This is a genomic window from Synechococcus sp. CC9605 (genome assembly GCF_000012625.1).
Classification (GTDB): Bacteria; Cyanobacteriota; Cyanobacteriia; order PCC-6307; family Cyanobiaceae; genus Parasynechococcus.
This window is the reverse complement of the sequence record NC_007516.1, coordinates 533,744-552,603: the sequence shown is the minus strand read 5'-3', so window position 1 is coordinate 552,603 and position 18,860 is coordinate 533,744. Positions and strand designations below refer to the sequence as shown.

The following is an 18,860-nucleotide window of genomic DNA, read 5'->3' as shown; positions in this document are numbered from 1 at the left end:
CGACGGTTGTGCTGTGTTGATTCGCCTTCGTCTTCTGCTGATCAGCTTTGGCGGCAGCCTGCTGCTGCTGCTGCTGCTCTGCCTTGGAGCACAGAACCTTCAGGATCGCCACACGCTCCAACTCGGAGGGCAGCGTTCGGTGCCTCTTCCCACGGGTTTTCTCGTGGGCGTTGCTCTTGTGATCGGTGTGATCAGTGGCGGAACCGTAACGGCCGTCTTGCTTCCCGATCAGCGCGATCGCTTCGATTAAGAGCAATCAGCTGAGAATAATCAACTCCGGTGATCAGGTATCCAGCGCAATCAAGGTTCCGTCCAACACCAAGCGAGTGATGCCTCGAGCCAGCAGGTAGCTGCTGGTGCGCTGAAACACAGCCGTGTCGGGAACCTTGATCACCCGCTGACTCCGCCCGCACTGGCGCTTGGCCGCGCGAGGGCTGGCAAACAGGCACAACCCCTGGCGTTCCTGCTCGGCATCGTCAAGGAGGCCCAACTCGGGAAACTCCTTAAGAGGGCGCGCGTCCAGCTCAACCACCTTGTCAACCAGCATATAAGCGCTGTCGGGCAACAGGTCGACACTGAACGGTTGGGCTTGATTGAGCGGACGATCATTGAGGTCTCCCACGCCCAGAAGGGGAACAAGCTCCGTGAACGTTTCAACGCTGGCGTTGTCATCGTCTTCAGCGAGCTCCTCCTCAGAGTCTTCGCCGAAGTCATCCGCGTCATCCAGGGCCAGGCTGCTGTCGTCTTCCTTGAGGGAGTCAACCTCGTCAACCTCAGGTTGTTCAGCCTCCGTGACGGTTGAGGGAGGAGGGGAGACCAACCCTTTTTGCCGGCTGGCCTTCAGTGCGGCATAAGCGTCAGCGGGCAACAGCGCTTTCACCGTGCGACTCACAGTATTGGGACTGCAGCTAAAGGCCTCAGCCAAAGCAGCTGTTGACTCGCCGGCCTTGTAACGACCGACCAGATCCTGCTTCTCGCTGTCGCTGAGACGACGCGGGGCCATGGATGCCGATCAAGAGCTCATCACCTTAGGCGGCGCAAGGCTTCTAAAACCAGCCTGCCTTGAAGCAGCCTGCCAAGATGTGGACGCTTGCTCCCTTAGCTCAGCTGGATAGAGCAACTGCCTTCTAAGCAGTCGGTCGATGGTTCGAATCCATCAGGGGGCGTTACTAAAAGCCAAGCAGCAGCAGGGCTTCTCACACCGAGACGAGCCCTGCCAGCTTCCGTGCATTTTGAGGATGTTTGAGCATCTTCCGTGCTGTTTCCGTGCAATCTTCCGTGCAGCTCGGTAGTTTCCGTGCACGGGAGAGACGCACATGCCAAAGGAGCGCGCTGACGCACAGCCTTGGGAGGCGGCACTTAAGCGTGCGATCAAGACGCAGCACAAATGGGGCTATTCGGTACGACCTATGCGCGGGAAGGTGCAGGTCGAGCGGTATTGGAAAGACACCGGAAAACGCCAAGCCGCGACCTTGCCCATTGAGTGGCGGCGTGGCTGCGAGCGAGAAGTCCTCAATGCCCTGCACGGCATCAATGCCGCAATCGCCAAGGGGCTTTCGCTTAAGGACGCAGTGCGGCTGACTTTCGACCTCACCGCAGGGCCGAAGGTGCAAACGAACTGGCGGGAGATTTACAGCCGCTTCTACGACTTCAAAGTGCCGGCGAAGGTCAAGGAGACCACCTGGGAAAAGGAGTACGCACCTCGGCTGCTTTGGCTGATTGACGTACTAACTGGAGCAGACGTACCAAACAACGCCGAACTTGCTTTGGCCGCCATGCGCGCAGGGCGAAACGGGCAAGGCGATGCGCCGGGAAGTCGCAGCCGGAAGCTGCGTATCCAGTACGCCGTGCAGATGCTCAGGTTTGCGGTGTCGAAGTGCGGTGCTTCAGGTCGCTGGCTTCCCCCAGACGAAGACACCATCCGGGACTTAATAGGTGAGCCAGCACCCAACAGCAGCAAGGCCAGCCAATCGGGGCAAGCGTTAGCCCTGTCTGACGAACAGTTTTTGCGTTTGTTCGACTCGATTGCCAACGCACGCTGGAAGCTGGCAGTGGGGTTGATCGGTGTCTTCGGCCTGCGGGGGGTGGAACTGAAGTACGCCACCGCTCACCGCGACCACCTGCACGTCAACTACGGGAAACGGACTGCCAAAGGGTCAACAGAAGCAAGAGACGTACCAATCCTTGACCCCGCAGGGCGAGCAGGGCTTGGGCAACAGCTGCTGATGACACTGAGCAGCGGCATCACTGAACTGCCTCCATTGGGAAGCACCGATAAGGCCGCGTCGGGAGCCATTGACACTTTCCTGCGGCGAAACGACGTCTGGATGGAATACAAGTCAGACGCAAAGGCATTGGGGCAGCGGGTGAGCCTCTACAGCCTTCGCCATTGCTTTGCCGATCGATGCGCGATGGCCACGCCGCCAATCCCACCAAAAGCGGCTGCAGTAGCGATGGGGCACAGCCTGCAAGTTCACCTTCAGACGTACCAGCGGCAACACAGCCTGAAACTCGTGAAAGAAGCGTTTGAAACATCCAATACTTCTAAAGTAGCAATCTAGAAACTCAAACAAGCAGCGAATAGACAGCAAGCAGAACGAAATCGATGGTCTGATGTACTAGCCAAGAAAGTAACATTTTCACGGGACACTATGGATGGTGGTAAATAGCCCTGTGCGCGCAAATTCAGGGGCTACGTTGAACTGACTAGATCTTTAAAGCAGCATGTTCCTAACAGTCCCAAAGGGTGAAACCTGGTTGTCAACTCGACAAGCAGCCAGGGTGCTGGGAATCAGTGAATGGTCGCTACGGCGTTATGCAAACGCAGAATCAGGATTTCTCCTTGAAGGCAAACACTTCAAGAAAGGTCCTTACAGAACATCGAAGACTGCTTGGCACATGGAGGAGGTGAAAGAAGCCATGGAGCAACAGGGCTTTCCGTTCTTTTCTGAGCACAAATAGTTGGCATAAAAAAGGCCACCGTGCCCCTCGGTGACCTCCGGAAACAGATGTTGTCGTTCACCCCTTGATTCTAGATGGGTACTCCCTGCAAGCAGACTTCTGAAGTTGTCGATGTTCAGGCTTCTATTGTATTAGAAGAAGAGCCTCTCGAACTCACAGACATCGATGAGAAAGAAGCGCAACGGCACTTGGAGGCTGTTGGCTTTGGTGAAGACGACCCCTGCATCCTTGCTTGCTATGGCGACACCTCCCGGTACGTTCCGGCACGTGATCTGAAAAATGATCTGCCTTACGACTGGGACCAGGTAGTTGCCAAGTTCAACGGTGATCGTCGCTTCGACTTAGTACGCCACCACCTTCAAAATCCGAAGACTCCAAACCTCGGGTTCCTCTCTGCCATTGGTGGCACGAGTAAGCGCCGCGACACGATCACCGGTGTGGTGTGCATGTCGTATGAGATCGATGAGGGTCTCGATCTTGAGGGTCAAAAGGTTGCTTGGAAGAAAGCGAATCTGCCGACTCCAACCATTGGTGTCTTCACAGGAAACAAGTCCATCCACTGGAGTTGGGTCTTCAGAACACCGGTTTCTCTTACTGCTGCTGAGTTCTGTCGAGAGCGACTGAGCAAAGCGATTGAAGATGCCAACCCTGGTGTCCAAACCGATCACAACTTGCACAGCGCTGTTCAGGTACAGCGTCTTGCTGGCTCAGTGCATCCCAAAACCGGCCGCAGGGCTGAAATCATCCACCTGTCACCTCACACCTATGAGCTAGATGAGGTGCTGTCGTTCTTGCCTGAACTGGATGAACCAGTTGATGACGTCACTGACAGCGGTGGTGACTTCAGGCCAGCAGATGGTCCTGAACCTGATGACCATGAGCAGTTTCCCGACTTTTCAACCCTGCCCCCGGGTCATCTGATTCAGGCACTTGCTCCAAAGACGCTAGGTCTGTTGAAAGGCTTGGATCCTGACTCTGATGACCGTTGGCGTAAGTGCTGGCAACTAAGCAAGCACCTGCGTGCTGGTCGCCTGCACCTTGAGTCACTCGGTTGCACCGTTGTGGATGCCGACAGCATCGAAATGACGTTGATGTCGGATTTCATCCGCGCTAGCGGCATGAAAGGTGGTGATGTCGAAGCAGCTCTTGAAGAGCATTACCGGCCTGAACCTTGCGGCACGTCCGATTACTGCGACACCTATCTCAAACGGAAGTTGCGGGCGCACTTTGAACACGAAGGTTTGTGGCGTCATTCGTATGGCTGGCACAAGCGTTTAGTCCCCGCATCCAATCCAGCCGATTGGACCGCAAACATCGATGACTCGTTTTGGACGGTCTGCCGCATCAAGACCTGCGAGGTGGTCATTGAGAACGCCATTGGATTGAAAGGCGATCTGACCAATCAACCGTTGGCCCACAGTCGGGGGCGCTTTGTCCGTTACAACCCGGACCAGGGCTGTTGGTTGCACGTTTCGCGTGATGCGATGAAGCGTGAGGTCGCAGACCTGCTGCTCAAGTGCTTCTCGTACAACAAGGACGAGGAAAAGGTGTTTCGGTTCTCAACCGCATCACGGGTGAAGTCCTCGATTGAGTGGCTCGAAACCATGACTGCTGATGCAGAGATGGATCAAACCCCCGCCATTGCCTTCGCTAATGGCACCTACTTGATCGATAAGGGTGAGCTGGTTCCTCATAAGCCTGAGTACCGGCTCACTTATTCGATCCAAGGTGACTTCATTCCGGACTGTGTTGAGTGTCCGCCGCACCTGCATGACTTCATCGTCAGCAGCTTTGGCGATCACTACGTCGAACCGGTGCAGCAGTTGCTGCGCTACATGGTTGATCCGACGCTGCCTAACCGAAAGATCGTGATGGTCATCGGTCCATCTGGCAGCGGTAAAGGCGTCTTGGAACGACTGATTGAGAAGTTGTTCCCGCCTAGCTGCGTCAGCTCCATCACCAGCAGCATCAAAGAGATCAACTCACCGGAAAAGATCCGGCAGTACGTCTCGGGTAAGCAACTGGTCGCGTTCCCGGATGTGCAGGGTTTGCAAACCGGGGTGACCACCATCTATTCGATGGTTGATGGCGGCTTGATGGCTCAACGCAACCTATTTACCGATGACACCGAAGGCGTCGTCTTCACTGGTCGCGTCGTCATTTGCAGCAGCCAAGCGCCTCAGTTTGAGAACGCTGGTAGCGGCATGGCACGCAGGGCTTTGATCCTCGAAACTCAGCGACCTGCTGAAAAGCCGGATGCTGACTTGGATCAGAAGCTTGCTGGTGAACTTGGCTCAATCGTTAGTTGGGCGCTTCAGGCCAAACACGCTGATGTGAAGCGTGTGCTTGTCAGCGGTAACCAGACCTTTATCGACGCTCAACACAACGTTGAGGCCGACATGGATGTGGTTCGCCAATTCCTCGACAACTGCTGTGAGCCCTGCGGGGGCGATTACATGCCGAAGTTGGGGGTGCTGTACGAAACGTTCAAGCAATTCTGCGAGGACTTTGGATACACCAAGGTGCTCAACAGGAGGACGCTGCTGACTCGGATCAAACAGGCGTTACCCAACCTGCACACCCAACGTCGTTCCGTACCTGGCACCAACTCAACCAAGAAGGTGAACCCTCAGTTGTTTGGTTTCCGGATACGCCCAGAGGTTGATTGCGCTCGGTGGGAGAAACGCAATTACCGCGAAGGCAACTGGGCTGCTTTGGTCAGTCATAAGGCTGAAGCACCTACGCCTGAACAGGTGTTTGAGCACCAACGGCTACCCAACTAGTTGGTCATCGGTATCTAAGAGTGCCTTCCCTTTCGAAACTCTCAGCACCTCTCCTGTAATGGAGGGGCTACTGAACAGAACTCGATAGGTGTTCCCTGTTGCCAGCGATTTTGTGCGGGCATGAACGAACGCCTTGAATTCAGTTTGAAAGCAAGTTTCTCTGGCCCACTGGTCGGGGCCATTGTCACGTTCAACGCAGTACATCGCTCGAGTACAGAGGACCCGCAGCTTGATGAGGCTGCGAGTAGACGCTCTCTAACTACAAGCCAGCTTCGGGATCATGTCTTCAATTAGCGACCGGACATGTCCGGAATAGCCCGGACATTTACGACCATTTCGCTGAAAAGCCCTGCGGTGGCTGCCTCTGGACATACCGGACACTATTGACTCTCCTTTCTATGAGAAAGAAAAAGTGAAAGGGATAAGCAGCGGTTTAAGCACCACCGCCACCCAGGGTTGAACGAACACCGAAATGATGATGTCCGGGCTGTCCGGAACGTCCGGGCGTAGTTATTGCAGGGGATTTCGGCGACAATGGAATTGACTCGCGTGATGTCCGGGACACCTTTGACGCAAAAAGCCGTTCCAAAAGCCGCGTATCTCCACAGGGAAAAATCCCGCCGTAAGCGCTTGCTTCAATTATTGGGATTCCAATAGTTAAATGCCGGTAGAACAAGAGCAGCAGGGCTCAAATAACCATGGACAATTCACGCGAACTGGCGCGATTGCTGCGCAAAGCACAACAAGTGCATCTGGAGAAAACACGACCACCCTTGTGGGTGGCCACCGGAGTCTTTCGCGGTGAGGAAGTGCCAGAGCCACCGGATGGTGTGGAGACATTCCAACCGTGGATCGTTGTTCGAGTCGATGGCGATAGGCCAGCCAATGACAACGGCCAACCCATCGGCAAACTTTGCCCTCTTAGTTGAGGTTCTGACAAATTGTCAGAACTTCGACGAATCCCAAACATCCGATTTTCGGAGGGTTCGGACAAATTGTCAGAAATTCGACCAAAAATCCGTTATCGGTTTTCCGATATCGATTAGCGTGGCACACGCTAACTACTCAAGCAAAGGCAGCAGCGGCAGCTTCACGTTGAGCAGGCGTCACTTCGAGATAACGCTGCAGGGCTGACATCGATTTGTGCCCAGACAGGGCCATAAGCACCCTCAACGGCACGCCAGCATTGTGCGCCGAAGTTAAAGCCGAACGCCGAAAAGAGTGGCTAGAAACGCCTTCTAGGCCCGATTCAGCCGCGGCCCTTTCAAGGGCATCCATAAAGCTGCGCGTACTCAGGCAAGAACCTGCAAATCTGCCTGGCACGAGATGGTCACCAGCCGCAGGTTCACGACCCTGCCGCACCACCCAAGCACCTCTCCAGGAGCGCAGGGCTTCCCACAACGCTGGCGTAACTGGCACCGACCGACTCGCCAGCTTTCCTTTGGTGATTCCTTTCTGGAACGTAACGGCAGATTCCGAAACCATCCCCCAGGTGAGCTGCGTTGCCTCACCAATACGGCAGCCAGTACGGCGACAAATCTCGGCAACGATCTTGTGATGCTGCTCAGGCAGCTTTGAAATCAATAAATCGAGCTCGTCGGTGCTCAACACACGCGACTGCCCGTGTCGATTGGACTTCATTTTTTTAGTTTTAATTAGCCAAGAACGCAGTGCTGGTCTGCCACCGCGTCTTATTAGTATTTTACGCGGTGTTCATTCCTTGGGATCACAAGGAATGACGCATCTTTGCTGACTATTTCTTATGCAATTGGTCTATTAGATGACACTTACTGTTATTAGCTTTGCTGATTACTTAGGGGGGTGAGGTTCGGATTTCTGATGTTATCAGCGACCCCCAGAGAACCTTTTAAAATAGCACCAATTCTCGATAGGTTTAATGTAGCACAGCCGCTAGATAAAAACACTAGGTAGTATTTAAGAAAGCGCATCTGGTCGAGATGAGTACACCCTGGAACACAACAATGGATGAGTGGCTAGTCCTCTCACGTTGCAACCGGGTGGCAGAACAACTGTTCAGCAGAGATCGACATGCAGCAGATGAATTTGCAAGGCTTGCATATCAGCGCTGGATGCTCGAAGGTGTCACGCCTGAGCAACTACGGGACCGCAGGGCTCCTGGGATGAGCGACCAGCGCAGGCTTCGCAAATGGAAGCAGCTGAAATCCAAAGGTTTCCCTGGAGCGATGTCATGAGTGAGAATCAGCTCGTCAACAGATTTGACGCAATACCGCCGCACATCATCAAAGCCCTGACGCTTTGTGCCAATGGTTCCACTTGGGCTGATGCGGCAGCTGCTGTTGGTATCAAGGCACCATGCCTACGCAAGTGGTATCGAGACCGCAGGGCTGAAGAGTTCATCGAAACGTTGGTACGTGAAAACCTCAACGTCGCCAACAACTTGTTGACTTCAGCTGCACCACGCCTCGCGGACGAGCTGATCCAGATCGCGCTGGATCCCAATGTGAAGGCCTATGCCAGAACGCAGGCCATCAGCGAGAGCTTCAAGATCCTGCGCGAGAACGTCTTGGAGGCTGAGCAGCGGCGGCAGCTGCAAGAGATCCGGCAGACATTACAATCCCTCGAGGACAGCAAGACTGTCACTGTCTAAGGATTTGGTTTTGGTATCGCCTCTCAGATCAGGTGATAGTACGTAATGCGTATTGAGACTGTTTAGTTCAAGGCCAACGAATTAATTTTTTTCGCATAAGTTATATCCACTTTTAACTCTTTGTTTATCAGCTAGCTGAGGGTTATTGTTCGCCCACACCGCCATTGCAGGATTCGAGTTGAGGAAGTCCTCCCAGCACTTATCTTTTTTAGCAGCTGTCTTCGTTTGACCAAGCCTTGAAGGAAGATTTTCTTTGGCGTTTGTACTTTTGCTTTGTCCTGAAAATGCGGCTTCTATCTCGCTAAGATCCCGTTCCTCTCCTAAGGCAAGACCAGTTATAAGTGGCAACTCAGAGAGTAATCTTTTGACAGGCTTGCGATTAATGAAGAAGAAATTATGAGCAATCTTTTCTCCTTTTTTATTGTATCCAACGATTGTAAAATAACCCTCAAATTCTTTGCCTGCATCAGCTCCTGCAATTGCTCCACCAATTAGTCCGCCTAAGAGGCCTATAGGGCCGAGTAACACCGCTCCTCCTATTGCTCCTGCAGTGGCTCCGCCAAGGCCGCCTGCAACACCTTTGCCTGCGTTGTAATCAGATGCCTTGCCGACATTCCACTGTGATATCAGATCTATGGGTGTAAAACCTGCAGGGCTACTTACCCCCTTCCCGCTTACTGAGATCTGGCATTCCATGTCTCCGCATAGAGCGTCATAAGTTCCTGCTAATGCGCTTCCCGATCCAAGAAGAAGAAGGGTAGTGGCGGCAAGAATTTGTTTTTTCACTCGCTTAAGTCTTCTCTTGGTTGTTTGAGTATATAACAAGCAACCCTTCTGTCAAGTTTTGTTTCTTTGGTTTGATATTACGACCTGTTTGTGATCTTGGTTTTTACTTTACTGTGCTTTGAGATGCGACTTGATTGACATTTGTCGTTCGGGTTCTCAATTCCGATTTCTTGCCTTCCGTAAAACAGCTTGCGACCATCTCGGGCCAGCTCATATGCCCTGGAATTAGATCACCCTGCAGTCGTACATGTTTAGGAACATGCCCCAAGGGGCCCAGCTTATTTCAAGTGTTCCACGGACCTTACTCTGCTGTCTTCCCTAAGAGCAAGAACTTTATTCAAATCTTGACTGCCGTATCTGCAGAATAAGCGCCCAAATTCGCTGTCTCCCTCAATTATCACGTTTTCGTCGTCAACTTTATCTACTCTCCCGAATACAAGAGCTTTTTTGTTGTGATAGATCTTTTTAGCAGCTATTTCGTTTTCACTAAAAAGCTCGTGAATTGCATTGACGTTATAAACAGTTATCTCGGCGAGTGCTTTGGGGGTGTGAAACCCTGCAGCAAGTACCAAGAGGATCCCAGTTTTTTTGAGGATTTCACTGGTTTAACACGTCATCATGTGGTGGCTGTACTTTAATCAATGATCGTTAGGGCCTCTGTACTTGACGTAATGCTTGTTGCGACCGTTTGCCTGGCACAAATCCGTCATACGACCGGAAAGTATTTACTGAATAACATCCCAATGATCGCGGTTAACTAATGCAACACCTGTGATCTTGATCACAGGCTGCTGAGATCCAAATCATATCCATACAATACGAAAAGGCTGATGCTTAATTTGTTGATGTCTTCTGGTTAAATGAAATTCATTTCTTTGCTCATCTATATCTCTGTTCTCGCTTGGTTTGAATCGTTGCATCATTCCCAGGCTGTTGCTGACCAGTTATTGCTATCGGAAGAAAAACCTAGCAAGCCTGAGCAAATTGAGTTATCAAGCTGTTCCTGGGGAGCGGAAAAATGGCAGCGAGTTAGTAATAGTCTTGACTAATGAATGATAAAAGCTTTGGAGATGATTGTCGTTTGTTATGTCGCTGCTTAGTGCATGGCCGAATATGCACTCGCGTTTGCGACTGGCATTTGACGCAAAATTGATGACTCAATTGGAGCTTCAGATTCCTTGATCTAATTGCTAGCCGACTTCGCCGCAACTGGGTCATGTCCCACTGCTGGTGCATATCAGTGACCTTTGAGTAGACTAATGAACGTCTTGCTGCTGGCTGGCACGTCCACCTGCCTGAGCCAGGGCCTATGTGCTCAGCCCAGCGGAAGCGCTACCTACGTCTGGAACGGGAGCGGTTGCTGCCATCGGTCGTGATTCCGACTGATGAGCCTTTGGTGGAACGTCCAACTTGATTGACGTTTGAAAATCAGTCCATATCGAAGCGCTCGCCTGGATTGGCAAGCCTCTCTCGGATCCGCTTCACAGTGATCGACCCGATGCCTTTGACCTGCAGCAACTCTGCATCGGAAGCATCCCTGACCTTTTGGGGGCTGGTGTAGCCAGCGTCGATAAGACACCTGGCATGTTTTTTCGAGCCACCAATGTTGAAGCGAAGTTGCTCAGCGAAATAGTGCATGGGGAACTCGGGGAACAGGTCTGTGTACCTCTCCCAGACGCGTTGATGAGACTGCGACTGACGTGAGAAGTCTTGAAGATGATCAAGGGCCTCCATGACGTCATCGGTGCTTTCGACAATGCGCCGAAACCCCTTCAAAAATTCCAGGAGCTCTGCGTATTCAGGATCGTTTTCCCTGTAATGACCAAGCTGCGTCCAAATCAGCGAAGGCGCTGGAGGAATGAAACCCTGTGCTTCGTAGTCGATTTCGTGGAACCACATCCCATAGGCGCCGAAAGGATCCTCTGAGCTGCCAGCACCGGGCATCACCTTTGGCAATGGCTCACCTTGCGGGACGAGCAAACCGTGCTGCTCCAATACCGCCAAGGGAGTAGTGAGCTTGAAGGTTGCATGAAAGACCATCCCCTTGAGCGGGATCCCATCGAGCAGGGACTCTGCGTCCTTTTCAACCCAAGATTCGGCTTCATTTACTGCTGAATGGCTTACAGCTCGTGAGTTATTCGGAGAGGGACCAGCCTGCTGCTTGAAAAGCACTTTGGCGATAACAAAGGCAACCGCCAGGGCTGCCAACAGAAAGCCAAGAAGCTCCATCTCTGAAGAGCCCGACAGTCACCACAGTCTGGCCCTGGCAGCTTCGTGCAACTACGAAGAACAACGAGCAGGGCTGAGATCAATCTTCCGTGCAAACACGAAAAATTGGCTGAAATCGATTGCTGCAAAGCAGCGAGCAACTGCCTTCTAAGCAGTCGGTCGATGGTTCGAATCCATCAGGGGGCGTCCAGTTACACCAGGGCTTTTCAGCCAATCCTCACCCGCCACCCAGCGGGATTCCCTGCACCAGATCAACCGGTGCGGTTCTACCGCGAGGACACGGCCAGCAGCACCGTTTACATCGGCTCGAACATTGCGGCCAACCCGCACCTCGACTTCGAACAGACCAGGCGTCAGATCGAGATTGCGGCTGGCGGTGATCCAGAGCTGCTGCGTGCCTGGCTGGAGAGCAGCTTCGAGGGTGATGTAACCGGATCGTTCTTCGGTGATGCGATGTCTAGCCGGCGCAACCTGCTGGAGCTGAATGGCGGTGATCGGCCTGAGATCCCTACTGGGTCACGACTGCTGGTGAGCTTCGACTGGGGCATTGCGGCACCAAGCTGCGCCACGTTGTTCATCACCAATCACCCGCTGTTGCCAAGGGGCAGCCCGTTCGCGATTGATGAGTGCGATTTGGCGAAGGCGACCAGGGCTGGTGAACCGGACTGGAATGCAGGGTTAGAGGCTAGCAACCTGCAGCAGGCGCAGATTTTGCAGGAGTGGATCAGCCGTTGGGGGCTGGAGCCACAGGACTTGGGCTGGATCATGGATGACCTGCTGGAACCGGACTGGTCACGCGATGACCATCGGGGATGAGTTTCGGAAGGGGGGCATTCCGTTTAAGCGAGCGGGCAAGGCGCAGATGACAGAAGAGGCGGGTCTGGCGCGGTTGCGAACGATGTTGTGGGCGACTGATCGGGACGAAAGTCAGCCGTGGCTGAAGGCGAGTAGGCGCTGCAGAGCGTTCTGGGAGTTAACGCCGCTATTGGCGAGGGACACGAAGAAAAGGGAGCTGCTGGATCCCACAGCGATCACCCACAGCATTGATACCTGGCGATACGCCGTTAATTACTGCCAGAAGCCTTATTCAGTTGGTCGTGGTCCGAGGGTGTGGTGATGGATGTTGTTGTTAAGGAGGGAATTGTTGCTGGTGATTGTGTCCTCCTCAGTTGCGGAGACAGCGCCCAGCTATTGAAGGTCAGCGATGTGGATGGCTGTCAGATCCAACTTGATGGTGAGGTGACGAGTGTTGATGGTGAATGGTGCAAGGTGCGGGTGCAGCTGGAGAGCAAACACGGGATATTTGGGAGGCAGCCAATTACTACGGTGCTGACGACGCGGTTGAAGACAGTGGAGCTAACTGATCGGGTGCATGTATGGAATCAGCTGAAGGCGAAGAGTATTGATCGAGTGCGGCGGACTGGAACTGATGAATGTGAGTTTTGGGCACCGCTGTCCTGAGCCCCCCTACCCAGATGGGGGATGAACCCCGCTGAATAAATCACTCAGTTGGGGGAGTTGATTCCCAGCTGGAACGAAGCTTGCGCTTAGCGGATATGACTAGTCAACAAAGAAGCAGTGATTATTGATTTTTAGGCTCATACTGAGGGACTTCCCAAGAACCATTGAAATAGTCTTTAGTAGGTGAATAGATTCGGATTACGGCATTCCACCCTGGGAATATATTCAAGAAATTATCTTCATTTTCGGATCCGCCAAGATTGATTATGTATTCGCCGGGGTTGCTTTCCTTCGCAAATGCGCTGTTAATATTGTAATACTTACCCGTAGAAAAACCGTTTTCATCATAAACGGTGACGGACCAAAAAGAACCTTTCTCCATAGGCACATTTTTCATGATTAGCCTTTGTGGATCGGTCGATTCTGTAAGTTTTGGCATTGGATATACGGCCCCTTGCTTTGGAAGTCCCCCCCAGCCAATAGCGACTCCAAAGTTCCGCATTTCAGGGCTAATTTCTCCTTCCTTTCCAAAAATCATTTCGGATGTTATGCCCTCGGGCTGTCTTCTTTGATTATATTCAGCTCGAAGTGACAGTATTTCACTCCTATTGAATTCTTTGTCTTGCTCATAAACTCCTTGAGAAGCCTGAACTAGTTCTAATTTATCTTGAGCTTCTCTAGCATTTTTGAGATCGTTTTCATCCTGCATGTTGACCTGTGTTCTTACCATCGCGAAAGCATATCTACTTCCTGTCAGCTCTTGGGTTATCTGATAAGTGCCAGGCTTGTCACTAACAAGGGGTATCCAGTGCTCACCAGTAACAATTTCTAGTATTTGGTATCGAGTGATTTCGGGTAAATTAATTGTTGCAGGATTTTTAAGGTCTAGCACTGCAAATGAATAAAGAGTGTCAAAATTGGGTCTTAATATTGTCCTATCTGCAGGATCCATAGCAGATCTCTGATGCATGAACACTCCCACCCCTGTAGTGCATGTGCCCTTTGATATTTTCTTTATGTAATCTTTTAAAACATCCGTTGTTTCTGCTTTTGCATAATTGGATTTGTCGACACTAACCTTGTTTGAGGTGCTTGACAAATTCGTGATGCCTGGATCAGGGCAAGATGCTGAAGACGTCTTCTTGTGTGCGTTTACGTCAAGTGCTGATGACGCAACAATGAGACTTAGAGCGAATACAGCAAAGCCTTTGTGATGCATGAGACTTCATTCGTACATTTTTTAAATTAATGTATTTTGTTTTAGTAGTGATTAAAATATAGGTTTTTTTAATCCCATCGAATGGTTGTATTTGAGCATCTTCGCTATCTGCGCTGAAAGCCATACAAGACCCGCAAGGGAAAAGCAAGGGGCGTTGTTGTCGCTATCCATCTCCCGACAAAACATTCACCCCGTCAGCAATGGCGGGGTTTTTGCTGGGAAGTTGTTGTTTAGCGCCAACTAAAATTGAAGGGTCTATCAGGGACATTGAAGCCCGCAAAAAGGATGACCAAAACTGAAATTGAGTTATTGGCAAAAGCCTGTCAGGTGGCGGGAATTGATGCCAGCAAGATTGCTCCAGCTAACCCATTCGAGAAGTCTGGGAAGGTGGCTGACATGCTGCAGGTTGCAGTAGCTGAGATTGATCCAAAACAAGCTGCTGAGTGCTATTCCCTTCCTTGGTGAACTTACTTATCCTTGTATCATAGAGAGCGACAAGAGAAACCAAAGCCTCGGGGACGCCGAAATTTTATTTTTTACTATTATATTGGTCCAAGTTAATCAAGCCTTTGAGGCGATGAATTCCCTCCACGGCTAGGAGAGTAAATGTTCGGTCCAAGAGTAATTTTCCAGAGTACTTACCATGGTTATTGCTACTCAACAGAAACCCAATGCTTGAAGAAAATTGGGCCGTTGCCTCGCGATTAAGCAGCCATCAATAAGATGCCAATAATGAGGTTCCGCCGACTCCGTTCCATGCAATCGCTCGACCAACGTATGCAGCGTGTTGTAGTCCGGCGTCAGGAACTGGCACAGCGATGGGATGCTTTGCGGAACAACGATCTGTTCCAGCTGCTGGTCGTGACGTTGCCAGATTTGTTGCGGGCTGAGCGGTGCGGAGTGTTTGTGCTCGATCCCGATGCTGATGAGCTTTGGCTAGAGGCCGGCACGAAGGTTGTGCAACGACAGATCTGTGCTGACGTTGAGGGTTCGATGGTGGGTGAGTGCGTAAGCACCGGCAGCTGTGTCAACCGCTCAGGGCTGGAGATTTTGGAGGGAGCACACCAAAAAGTTGGTGAAGCTCTTTCTTACAAGGTGTCCACCGCGATCACTGTGCCTATCAACGGAGATGCGTTGGAGGTTGTCGGAGCGCTTCAAGTCTTGAACCGCATCGATGGAAAGCCCTTTTCTGCTGCTGACCAAACCCAACTGGAAGCGGTGGCCAATGCAATCCAGCCATCGGTGCAGGTCATGTACGCAAGTCGGGCACTGCAGCAGCGATCGCTCAAGCTTGATCACACCATCGAAGTGCTGCGTGATCGCCTCGAGGCGCTGCGTCCTGGCCACAGCTTCCGCACCTTTGAACCAGCACTTCTGGCCCATGAAGAAGGCTTCTTGCATCACCGCTGGAATGGTCGTTGCTATCCACCATTCATCGACTATCGAGCTACCGAGCACCTCACAAAGACTTGGGACACTCAGCCGAATGACGTGTTTTTAGCGACCCATCAGAAAGTTGGTACCCATCTGGCGAAAAAATTTCTGGTGGAACTGGTGCGAGCCAATGTTGAGCTGCCCGGCAGACATCCGATGGTGGATGGTGATATCGGTCACGGAGCGATGCCCTGGCCTGAGGTTCTGTTGTCCCAAGAGACCCCCGGCGATTGGCAACGGTTCCAGGCAGCCACCTCGGATTGCCCACGGCTTTGGTATCTGCATTGCGCCGTTGACGATTTGCCATGCCGACGCATTCATCCTCAAACGCGTTTCGTTGTGGCCATTCGCGATCCGCGAGCCGCGCTGGTTTCCCAGTACTTTTTCTGGGTGCGCCACCCACTTCTGCAAGTGGATCCCGAACTCGAACTGGATCGTTTCGCTGAGCTGTTTGTGCAGGGAGATCTCTACTTCGGTAGTTATTTCCGTCATATCCGCGGTTGGTTAACACCCGAACCCCGACTGCAGGCATCCCAGATCTGTGCGCTTCGTTATGAGGACATGGTGGAGCGCAAAGCTGAAACCGTTGAGCAGCTTCAGCAGTTCCTTTTCCCCTCAGCGACTTTGGAACCAGAGCGGGCTGCAGCAATTGCCGCTGGAACAGAGTTTCAGGCCATGAAACAAGGCATTACGGAGAATCCAGGCAGTTTTCATCTCAATCCCAAGCTGTATTTTCGAGCGGGAACCACAGACAATTGGCGTCAGCATCTGTCTCCTCGAGCCGAGGCGTTGGTGGCGACGGCCGCTCGGGAGCAGTGGGCAGGTATAGAGACGCATCCTCTGCTGGCAGGCTATCTCGAGGAGCTTTCTGATCTTTAGCGTGGGAGCCCCTTTGCTCAGCCGCTCAAACGGTTCGGTGCATCAGGTTGCTGATCCGGTGCTGCCATTGCGAAAGCTTCCAAGCTTTGACAATGCCTATGCAGGGCTACAAGCCGCTCAAACGGGCTGAGATCCAGCCCCAGGCGCATCACCGCGTCGAGCTGAGGGACCACGCAGGCGTCGGCCATTGTTGGTGAGGAATCGAGGCAAAAGGGTCCAGGCAACGACGCCAGCCAGGTGTTGAGGGAGTTGAGTGCATTGAGCTGATGCTGTCGAATGCCCGCATGGAGGGCAGGCTCCAGTGGCGCGGCAGCCGTTTGACCACCCGCCTCGATGATGGGTTTGCGCAAACGTGCCGGGAGAAGCAGTGGTTGCATTGAACTGTTGATTTGTTCAGCAATCGCACGGCAGATTCGTCGTTCGCGATGCGTGTTCGGCAGCAGGGAGTGCCCCTGTTCGGGGAAGGTCTCTTCCAGCGTCTCGAGGATCGCCAGTGTTTGAACCCAAGGCTCGCCATCAACCACCAGGGTTGGCAGCTCAGCTCGGGGATTGATGGTCCGGTACCAATCGCGATGTTGCTCGCCTCGATCCAAGGAGACAGGGGTGTAACTGAATGGCAGCTTTTTCAGTCGCAAACCAATCTGCAGACGTTGGGAGGCGCTGGAGCGCCAGCATCCATACAGCTCTAGGGATGGCATCAGGGAGATCGACGTTTCTAACTCAAGATGACGCTGGTTAGCCCTTTGTCCCCATCGTCTCTCGAACGAGCCAAGCGGAAGCGCTACCTACGGCTGGAACGGGAGCGGTTGCTGCCATCGGTCGTGATTCCGACTGATGAGCCTTTGGTGGAACGCTCAACATGATCGACGTTTGACGGTTCGCTATAGCCGATGACCCACATCATCCGAACTTGTAAGAAGTCAGTCACATGCAGCGATCTGGCGGATAGGAGACTTCTGTCGGTGTCGTGGCACACCAAGTACACAGGTCTTCACGGGTGATTTTTTTGGAATCAAAAAATGACCAAAAGAGGTGTTGCAGAACACGCTGGTTACCCCCATATTTGCTGTGCGCGGAAATGGGGAGTTCTTCCACACGCGACGACCTCGGAAGAGCGATCCGAGTGTTGGCAGAACCCCTGTCTCCTGCGTGAGCGATCGCGGGAGACACCGTTCTGTGCAACGGAATTCTGAAGACACTTGGTGTGTTCGTAGGGAAACTACGTAACACGGCGAACGTATGTTCACCGATGCCGCATCGCTCGGGAAGGACAGAGTTCTTCTCGCGGCCTCAGTAGCCTCCCTCCCTCAGGAGCCGTTAGGCCCTGGAGGGTGCTGCCTGTTTTAGAGCAGAGTCAGATATCAAAGCGTTGTTCGCCTAGAACCCCCAACGTGTCCGACATCAGCAACTGAGTTGCCAAAAAGAAACCCCGGAGACATCTCCGAGGTCAAAATCCTTATGGCTGATCCCCATCACCCAACCGGACAAGACAAATCTAGCCTCATTGGACTTATTTGTGCCACAAGGAACGTTTTATTGAATTGTGTAGTGAGACTCTTGGGTGACACCATATGTGGGGCTGGTCAGCACGTAGTAGCTGGGCCATATTTAGGTTTCCCCCATCACCCGGCCCGTTGTGCGAGTCACACGGGTTTTTTTGTGCTCTGAAGCGCTAGGGGTAGTGCTCCGAGCAGCTGTTGCGATCCAAAGACACGGTATGGATCCACGACCCTGTGGATAACTGAGGTCAAAAAGAAACCCCCGCCAAAGGCAGAGGTTTCGAAAACTCGCGGGGTTGTGTCCTTGTTTCCAACCCGCAAGGTTTTTCCTCACTGCCACAAACTAGCCACGCGCTTGATTCAAAGGCAAGCAAAAAGAAGAGCGCGCCTGCTTCAAACCCTGGGGACGATGTGAGTCACGAGGTCTGCGTTGATCCAGTTGATGACGCCGGTGTCGACATCAGCCACCTGGAACAAAATTGGAACCTTCGGGTTTCTGGCACCGCCATCGACCCAAATCACATCCGCCATGCGCCAGGCAACTTCCGTGTCGGTGACGATCACAGCCGTGGGCGCAGTTCTGCTGAGCAGGGTTCTGCTGAAGCGGGTCGGTTGACGGAAGGATCGTTATGTCAACGACAAAACGGCCCGAGTGGCAAGAGCTTCCCCGAGGGTGTTGTACCGAAAATTTCTCCCGTTCGACGATCAAGGCTGATGTCGGTAACCCCGTGGGACTCTCGGGTTCTCCAGCCCAACCATCTCCAGACCCCTTCTTTAAATGTGGCCGGGCTGGTTTCCTCGTAACCGGTGGAATCCCAAATTTGGGTGATTTGACCATTCACTTCATCGATATACAAAGTCGAACTGGCGGACGGGACTAGAGGGCTTTCGCAGCGGAGCTTCAACTTCTCGGCGTTGGCGGGACTAACAACAGTTGCAAGCACCGCAGCTGTAAGAACAGCAATGGACCTCATAGCTCG

17 protein-coding genes and 1 tRNA gene are annotated in these 18,860 nt (G+C 52.7%); 11 read left to right on the top strand and 7 right to left on the bottom strand.

All coding sequences use genetic code 11. From position 1 onward, the window contains the following. Window positions 1-13: 13 nt before the first annotated feature. Complete coding sequence (locus SYNCC9605_RS02900) at window positions 14-250, top strand: hypothetical protein (RefSeq protein ID WP_011363572.1); 237 nt, start codon at window positions 14-16, stop codon at window positions 248-250. A gap of 33 nt (window positions 251-283) precedes the next feature. Here SYNCC9605_RS02900 and SYNCC9605_RS02895 read toward each other — a convergent pair whose 3' ends face one another. Then, window positions 284-1,003 carry a helix-turn-helix domain-containing protein gene (locus SYNCC9605_RS02895; protein WP_011363571.1) on the bottom strand — a complete coding sequence of 240 codons (720 nt, stop codon included), beginning with the start codon at window positions 1,001-1,003 and terminating at the stop codon, window positions 284-286. Between the two features lie 89 nt (window positions 1,004-1,092). On the opposite strand from SYNCC9605_RS02895, the gene SYNCC9605_RS02890 reads away from it, so the two are divergent. From SYNCC9605_RS02890 to SYNCC9605_RS14455, 4 genes are all read left to right on the top strand, one after another. Further along, window positions 1,093-1,166: transfer RNA gene (locus SYNCC9605_RS02890), tRNA-Arg, on the top strand. Window positions 1,167-1,316: 150 nt separating this feature from the next. Next, a complete protein-coding gene (locus SYNCC9605_RS02885; protein WP_011363570.1) occupies window positions 1,317-2,561 on the top strand; it encodes a hypothetical protein in 1,245 nt (414 codons plus the stop codon). Window positions 2,562-3,149: 588 nt separating this feature from the next. After that, a complete protein-coding gene (locus SYNCC9605_RS02875) occupies window positions 3,150-5,744 on the top strand; it encodes a primase-like DNA-binding domain-containing protein (protein WP_041434405.1) in 2,595 nt (864 codons plus the stop codon). 698 nt (window positions 5,745-6,442) lie between these two features. Then, a complete protein-coding gene (locus SYNCC9605_RS14455; RefSeq protein ID WP_156782964.1) occupies window positions 6,443-6,673 on the top strand; it encodes a hypothetical protein in 231 nt (76 codons plus the stop codon). A gap of 136 nt (window positions 6,674-6,809) precedes the next feature. Here the strand turns inward: SYNCC9605_RS14455 and SYNCC9605_RS02865 are convergent, their stop codons facing one another. Beyond that, on the bottom strand, window positions 6,810-7,355 hold the full coding sequence (locus SYNCC9605_RS02865) for a tyrosine-type recombinase/integrase (protein WP_257929996.1): 546 nt from the start codon (window positions 7,353-7,355) through the stop codon (window positions 6,810-6,812). Between the two features lie 556 nt (window positions 7,356-7,911). Here SYNCC9605_RS02865 and SYNCC9605_RS02860 point away from each other — a divergent pair. Beyond that, complete coding sequence (locus SYNCC9605_RS02860) at window positions 7,912-8,373, top strand: hypothetical protein (protein ID WP_257929901.1); 462 nt, start codon at window positions 7,912-7,914, stop codon at window positions 8,371-8,373. 81 nt (window positions 8,374-8,454) lie between these two features. Here the strand turns inward: SYNCC9605_RS02860 and SYNCC9605_RS14450 are convergent, their stop codons facing one another. Both SYNCC9605_RS14450 and SYNCC9605_RS02850 read right to left on the bottom strand, forming a co-directional pair. Next, entirely contained in the window at window positions 8,455-9,159 is a 705-nt protein-coding gene (locus SYNCC9605_RS14450; RefSeq protein WP_156782963.1) for a hypothetical protein, read from the bottom strand. 1,428 nt (window positions 9,160-10,587) lie between these two features. Beyond that, window positions 10,588-11,388: a helix-hairpin-helix domain-containing protein gene (locus SYNCC9605_RS02850; RefSeq protein WP_011363563.1), complete on the bottom strand. Its 801-nt coding sequence runs from the start codon at window positions 11,386-11,388 to the stop codon at window positions 10,588-10,590. Between the two features lie 162 nt (window positions 11,389-11,550). Between SYNCC9605_RS02850 and SYNCC9605_RS02840 the strand changes: the two genes are divergently transcribed. The 3 genes from SYNCC9605_RS02840 to SYNCC9605_RS02830 are packed head-to-tail and all read left to right on the top strand — an operon-like array spanning window position 11,551 to window position 12,849. Next, window positions 11,551-12,204 (top strand): hypothetical protein, encoded by a 654-nt coding sequence (locus SYNCC9605_RS02840; RefSeq protein WP_011363562.1) that lies wholly within the window; start codon window positions 11,551-11,553, stop codon window positions 12,202-12,204. Then, window positions 12,188-12,505, top strand: coding sequence for a hypothetical protein (locus SYNCC9605_RS02835; RefSeq protein WP_041434400.1), 318 nt, complete (start codon window positions 12,188-12,190; stop codon window positions 12,503-12,505). The genes SYNCC9605_RS02840 and SYNCC9605_RS02835 overlap by 17 nt, the downstream gene beginning before the upstream one ends. Beyond that, the gene (locus tag SYNCC9605_RS02830) at window positions 12,505-12,849 is read left to right on the top strand and encodes a hypothetical protein (protein ID WP_041434398.1); all 345 of its coding nucleotides are present in this window, start codon (window positions 12,505-12,507) and stop codon (window positions 12,847-12,849) included. The genes SYNCC9605_RS02835 and SYNCC9605_RS02830 overlap by 1 nt, the downstream gene beginning before the upstream one ends. A gap of 121 nt (window positions 12,850-12,970) precedes the next feature. Here SYNCC9605_RS02830 and SYNCC9605_RS02825 read toward each other — a convergent pair whose 3' ends face one another. Then, entirely contained in the window at window positions 12,971-13,948 is a 978-nt protein-coding gene (locus SYNCC9605_RS02825) for a DUF1254 domain-containing protein (RefSeq protein WP_011363560.1), read from the bottom strand. A gap of 405 nt (window positions 13,949-14,353) precedes the next feature. On the opposite strand from SYNCC9605_RS02825, the gene SYNCC9605_RS02820 reads away from it, so the two are divergent. Both SYNCC9605_RS02820 and SYNCC9605_RS02815 read left to right on the top strand, forming a co-directional pair. Continuing rightward, complete coding sequence (locus tag SYNCC9605_RS02820) at window positions 14,354-14,533, top strand: hypothetical protein (protein WP_041434392.1); 180 nt, start codon at window positions 14,354-14,356, stop codon at window positions 14,531-14,533. A gap of 291 nt (window positions 14,534-14,824) precedes the next feature. Further along, window positions 14,825-16,381 (top strand): sulfotransferase domain-containing protein, encoded by a 1,557-nt coding sequence (locus tag SYNCC9605_RS02815; protein ID WP_156782962.1) that lies wholly within the window; start codon window positions 14,825-14,827, stop codon window positions 16,379-16,381. A gap of 17 nt (window positions 16,382-16,398) precedes the next feature. Here SYNCC9605_RS02815 and SYNCC9605_RS02810 read toward each other — a convergent pair whose 3' ends face one another. Together SYNCC9605_RS02810 and SYNCC9605_RS13420 are read right to left on the bottom strand one after the other, a co-directional pair. Beyond that, the gene (locus SYNCC9605_RS02810; protein WP_011363558.1) at window positions 16,399-17,079 is read right to left on the bottom strand and encodes a glutathione S-transferase N-terminal domain-containing protein; all 681 of its coding nucleotides are present in this window, start codon (window positions 17,077-17,079) and stop codon (window positions 16,399-16,401) included. Window positions 17,080-18,273: 1,194 nt separating this feature from the next. After that, a complete protein-coding gene (locus SYNCC9605_RS13420; protein WP_049749414.1) occupies window positions 18,274-18,471 on the bottom strand; it encodes a DUF3104 domain-containing protein in 198 nt (65 codons plus the stop codon). Window positions 18,472-18,860 lie beyond the last annotated feature (389 nt).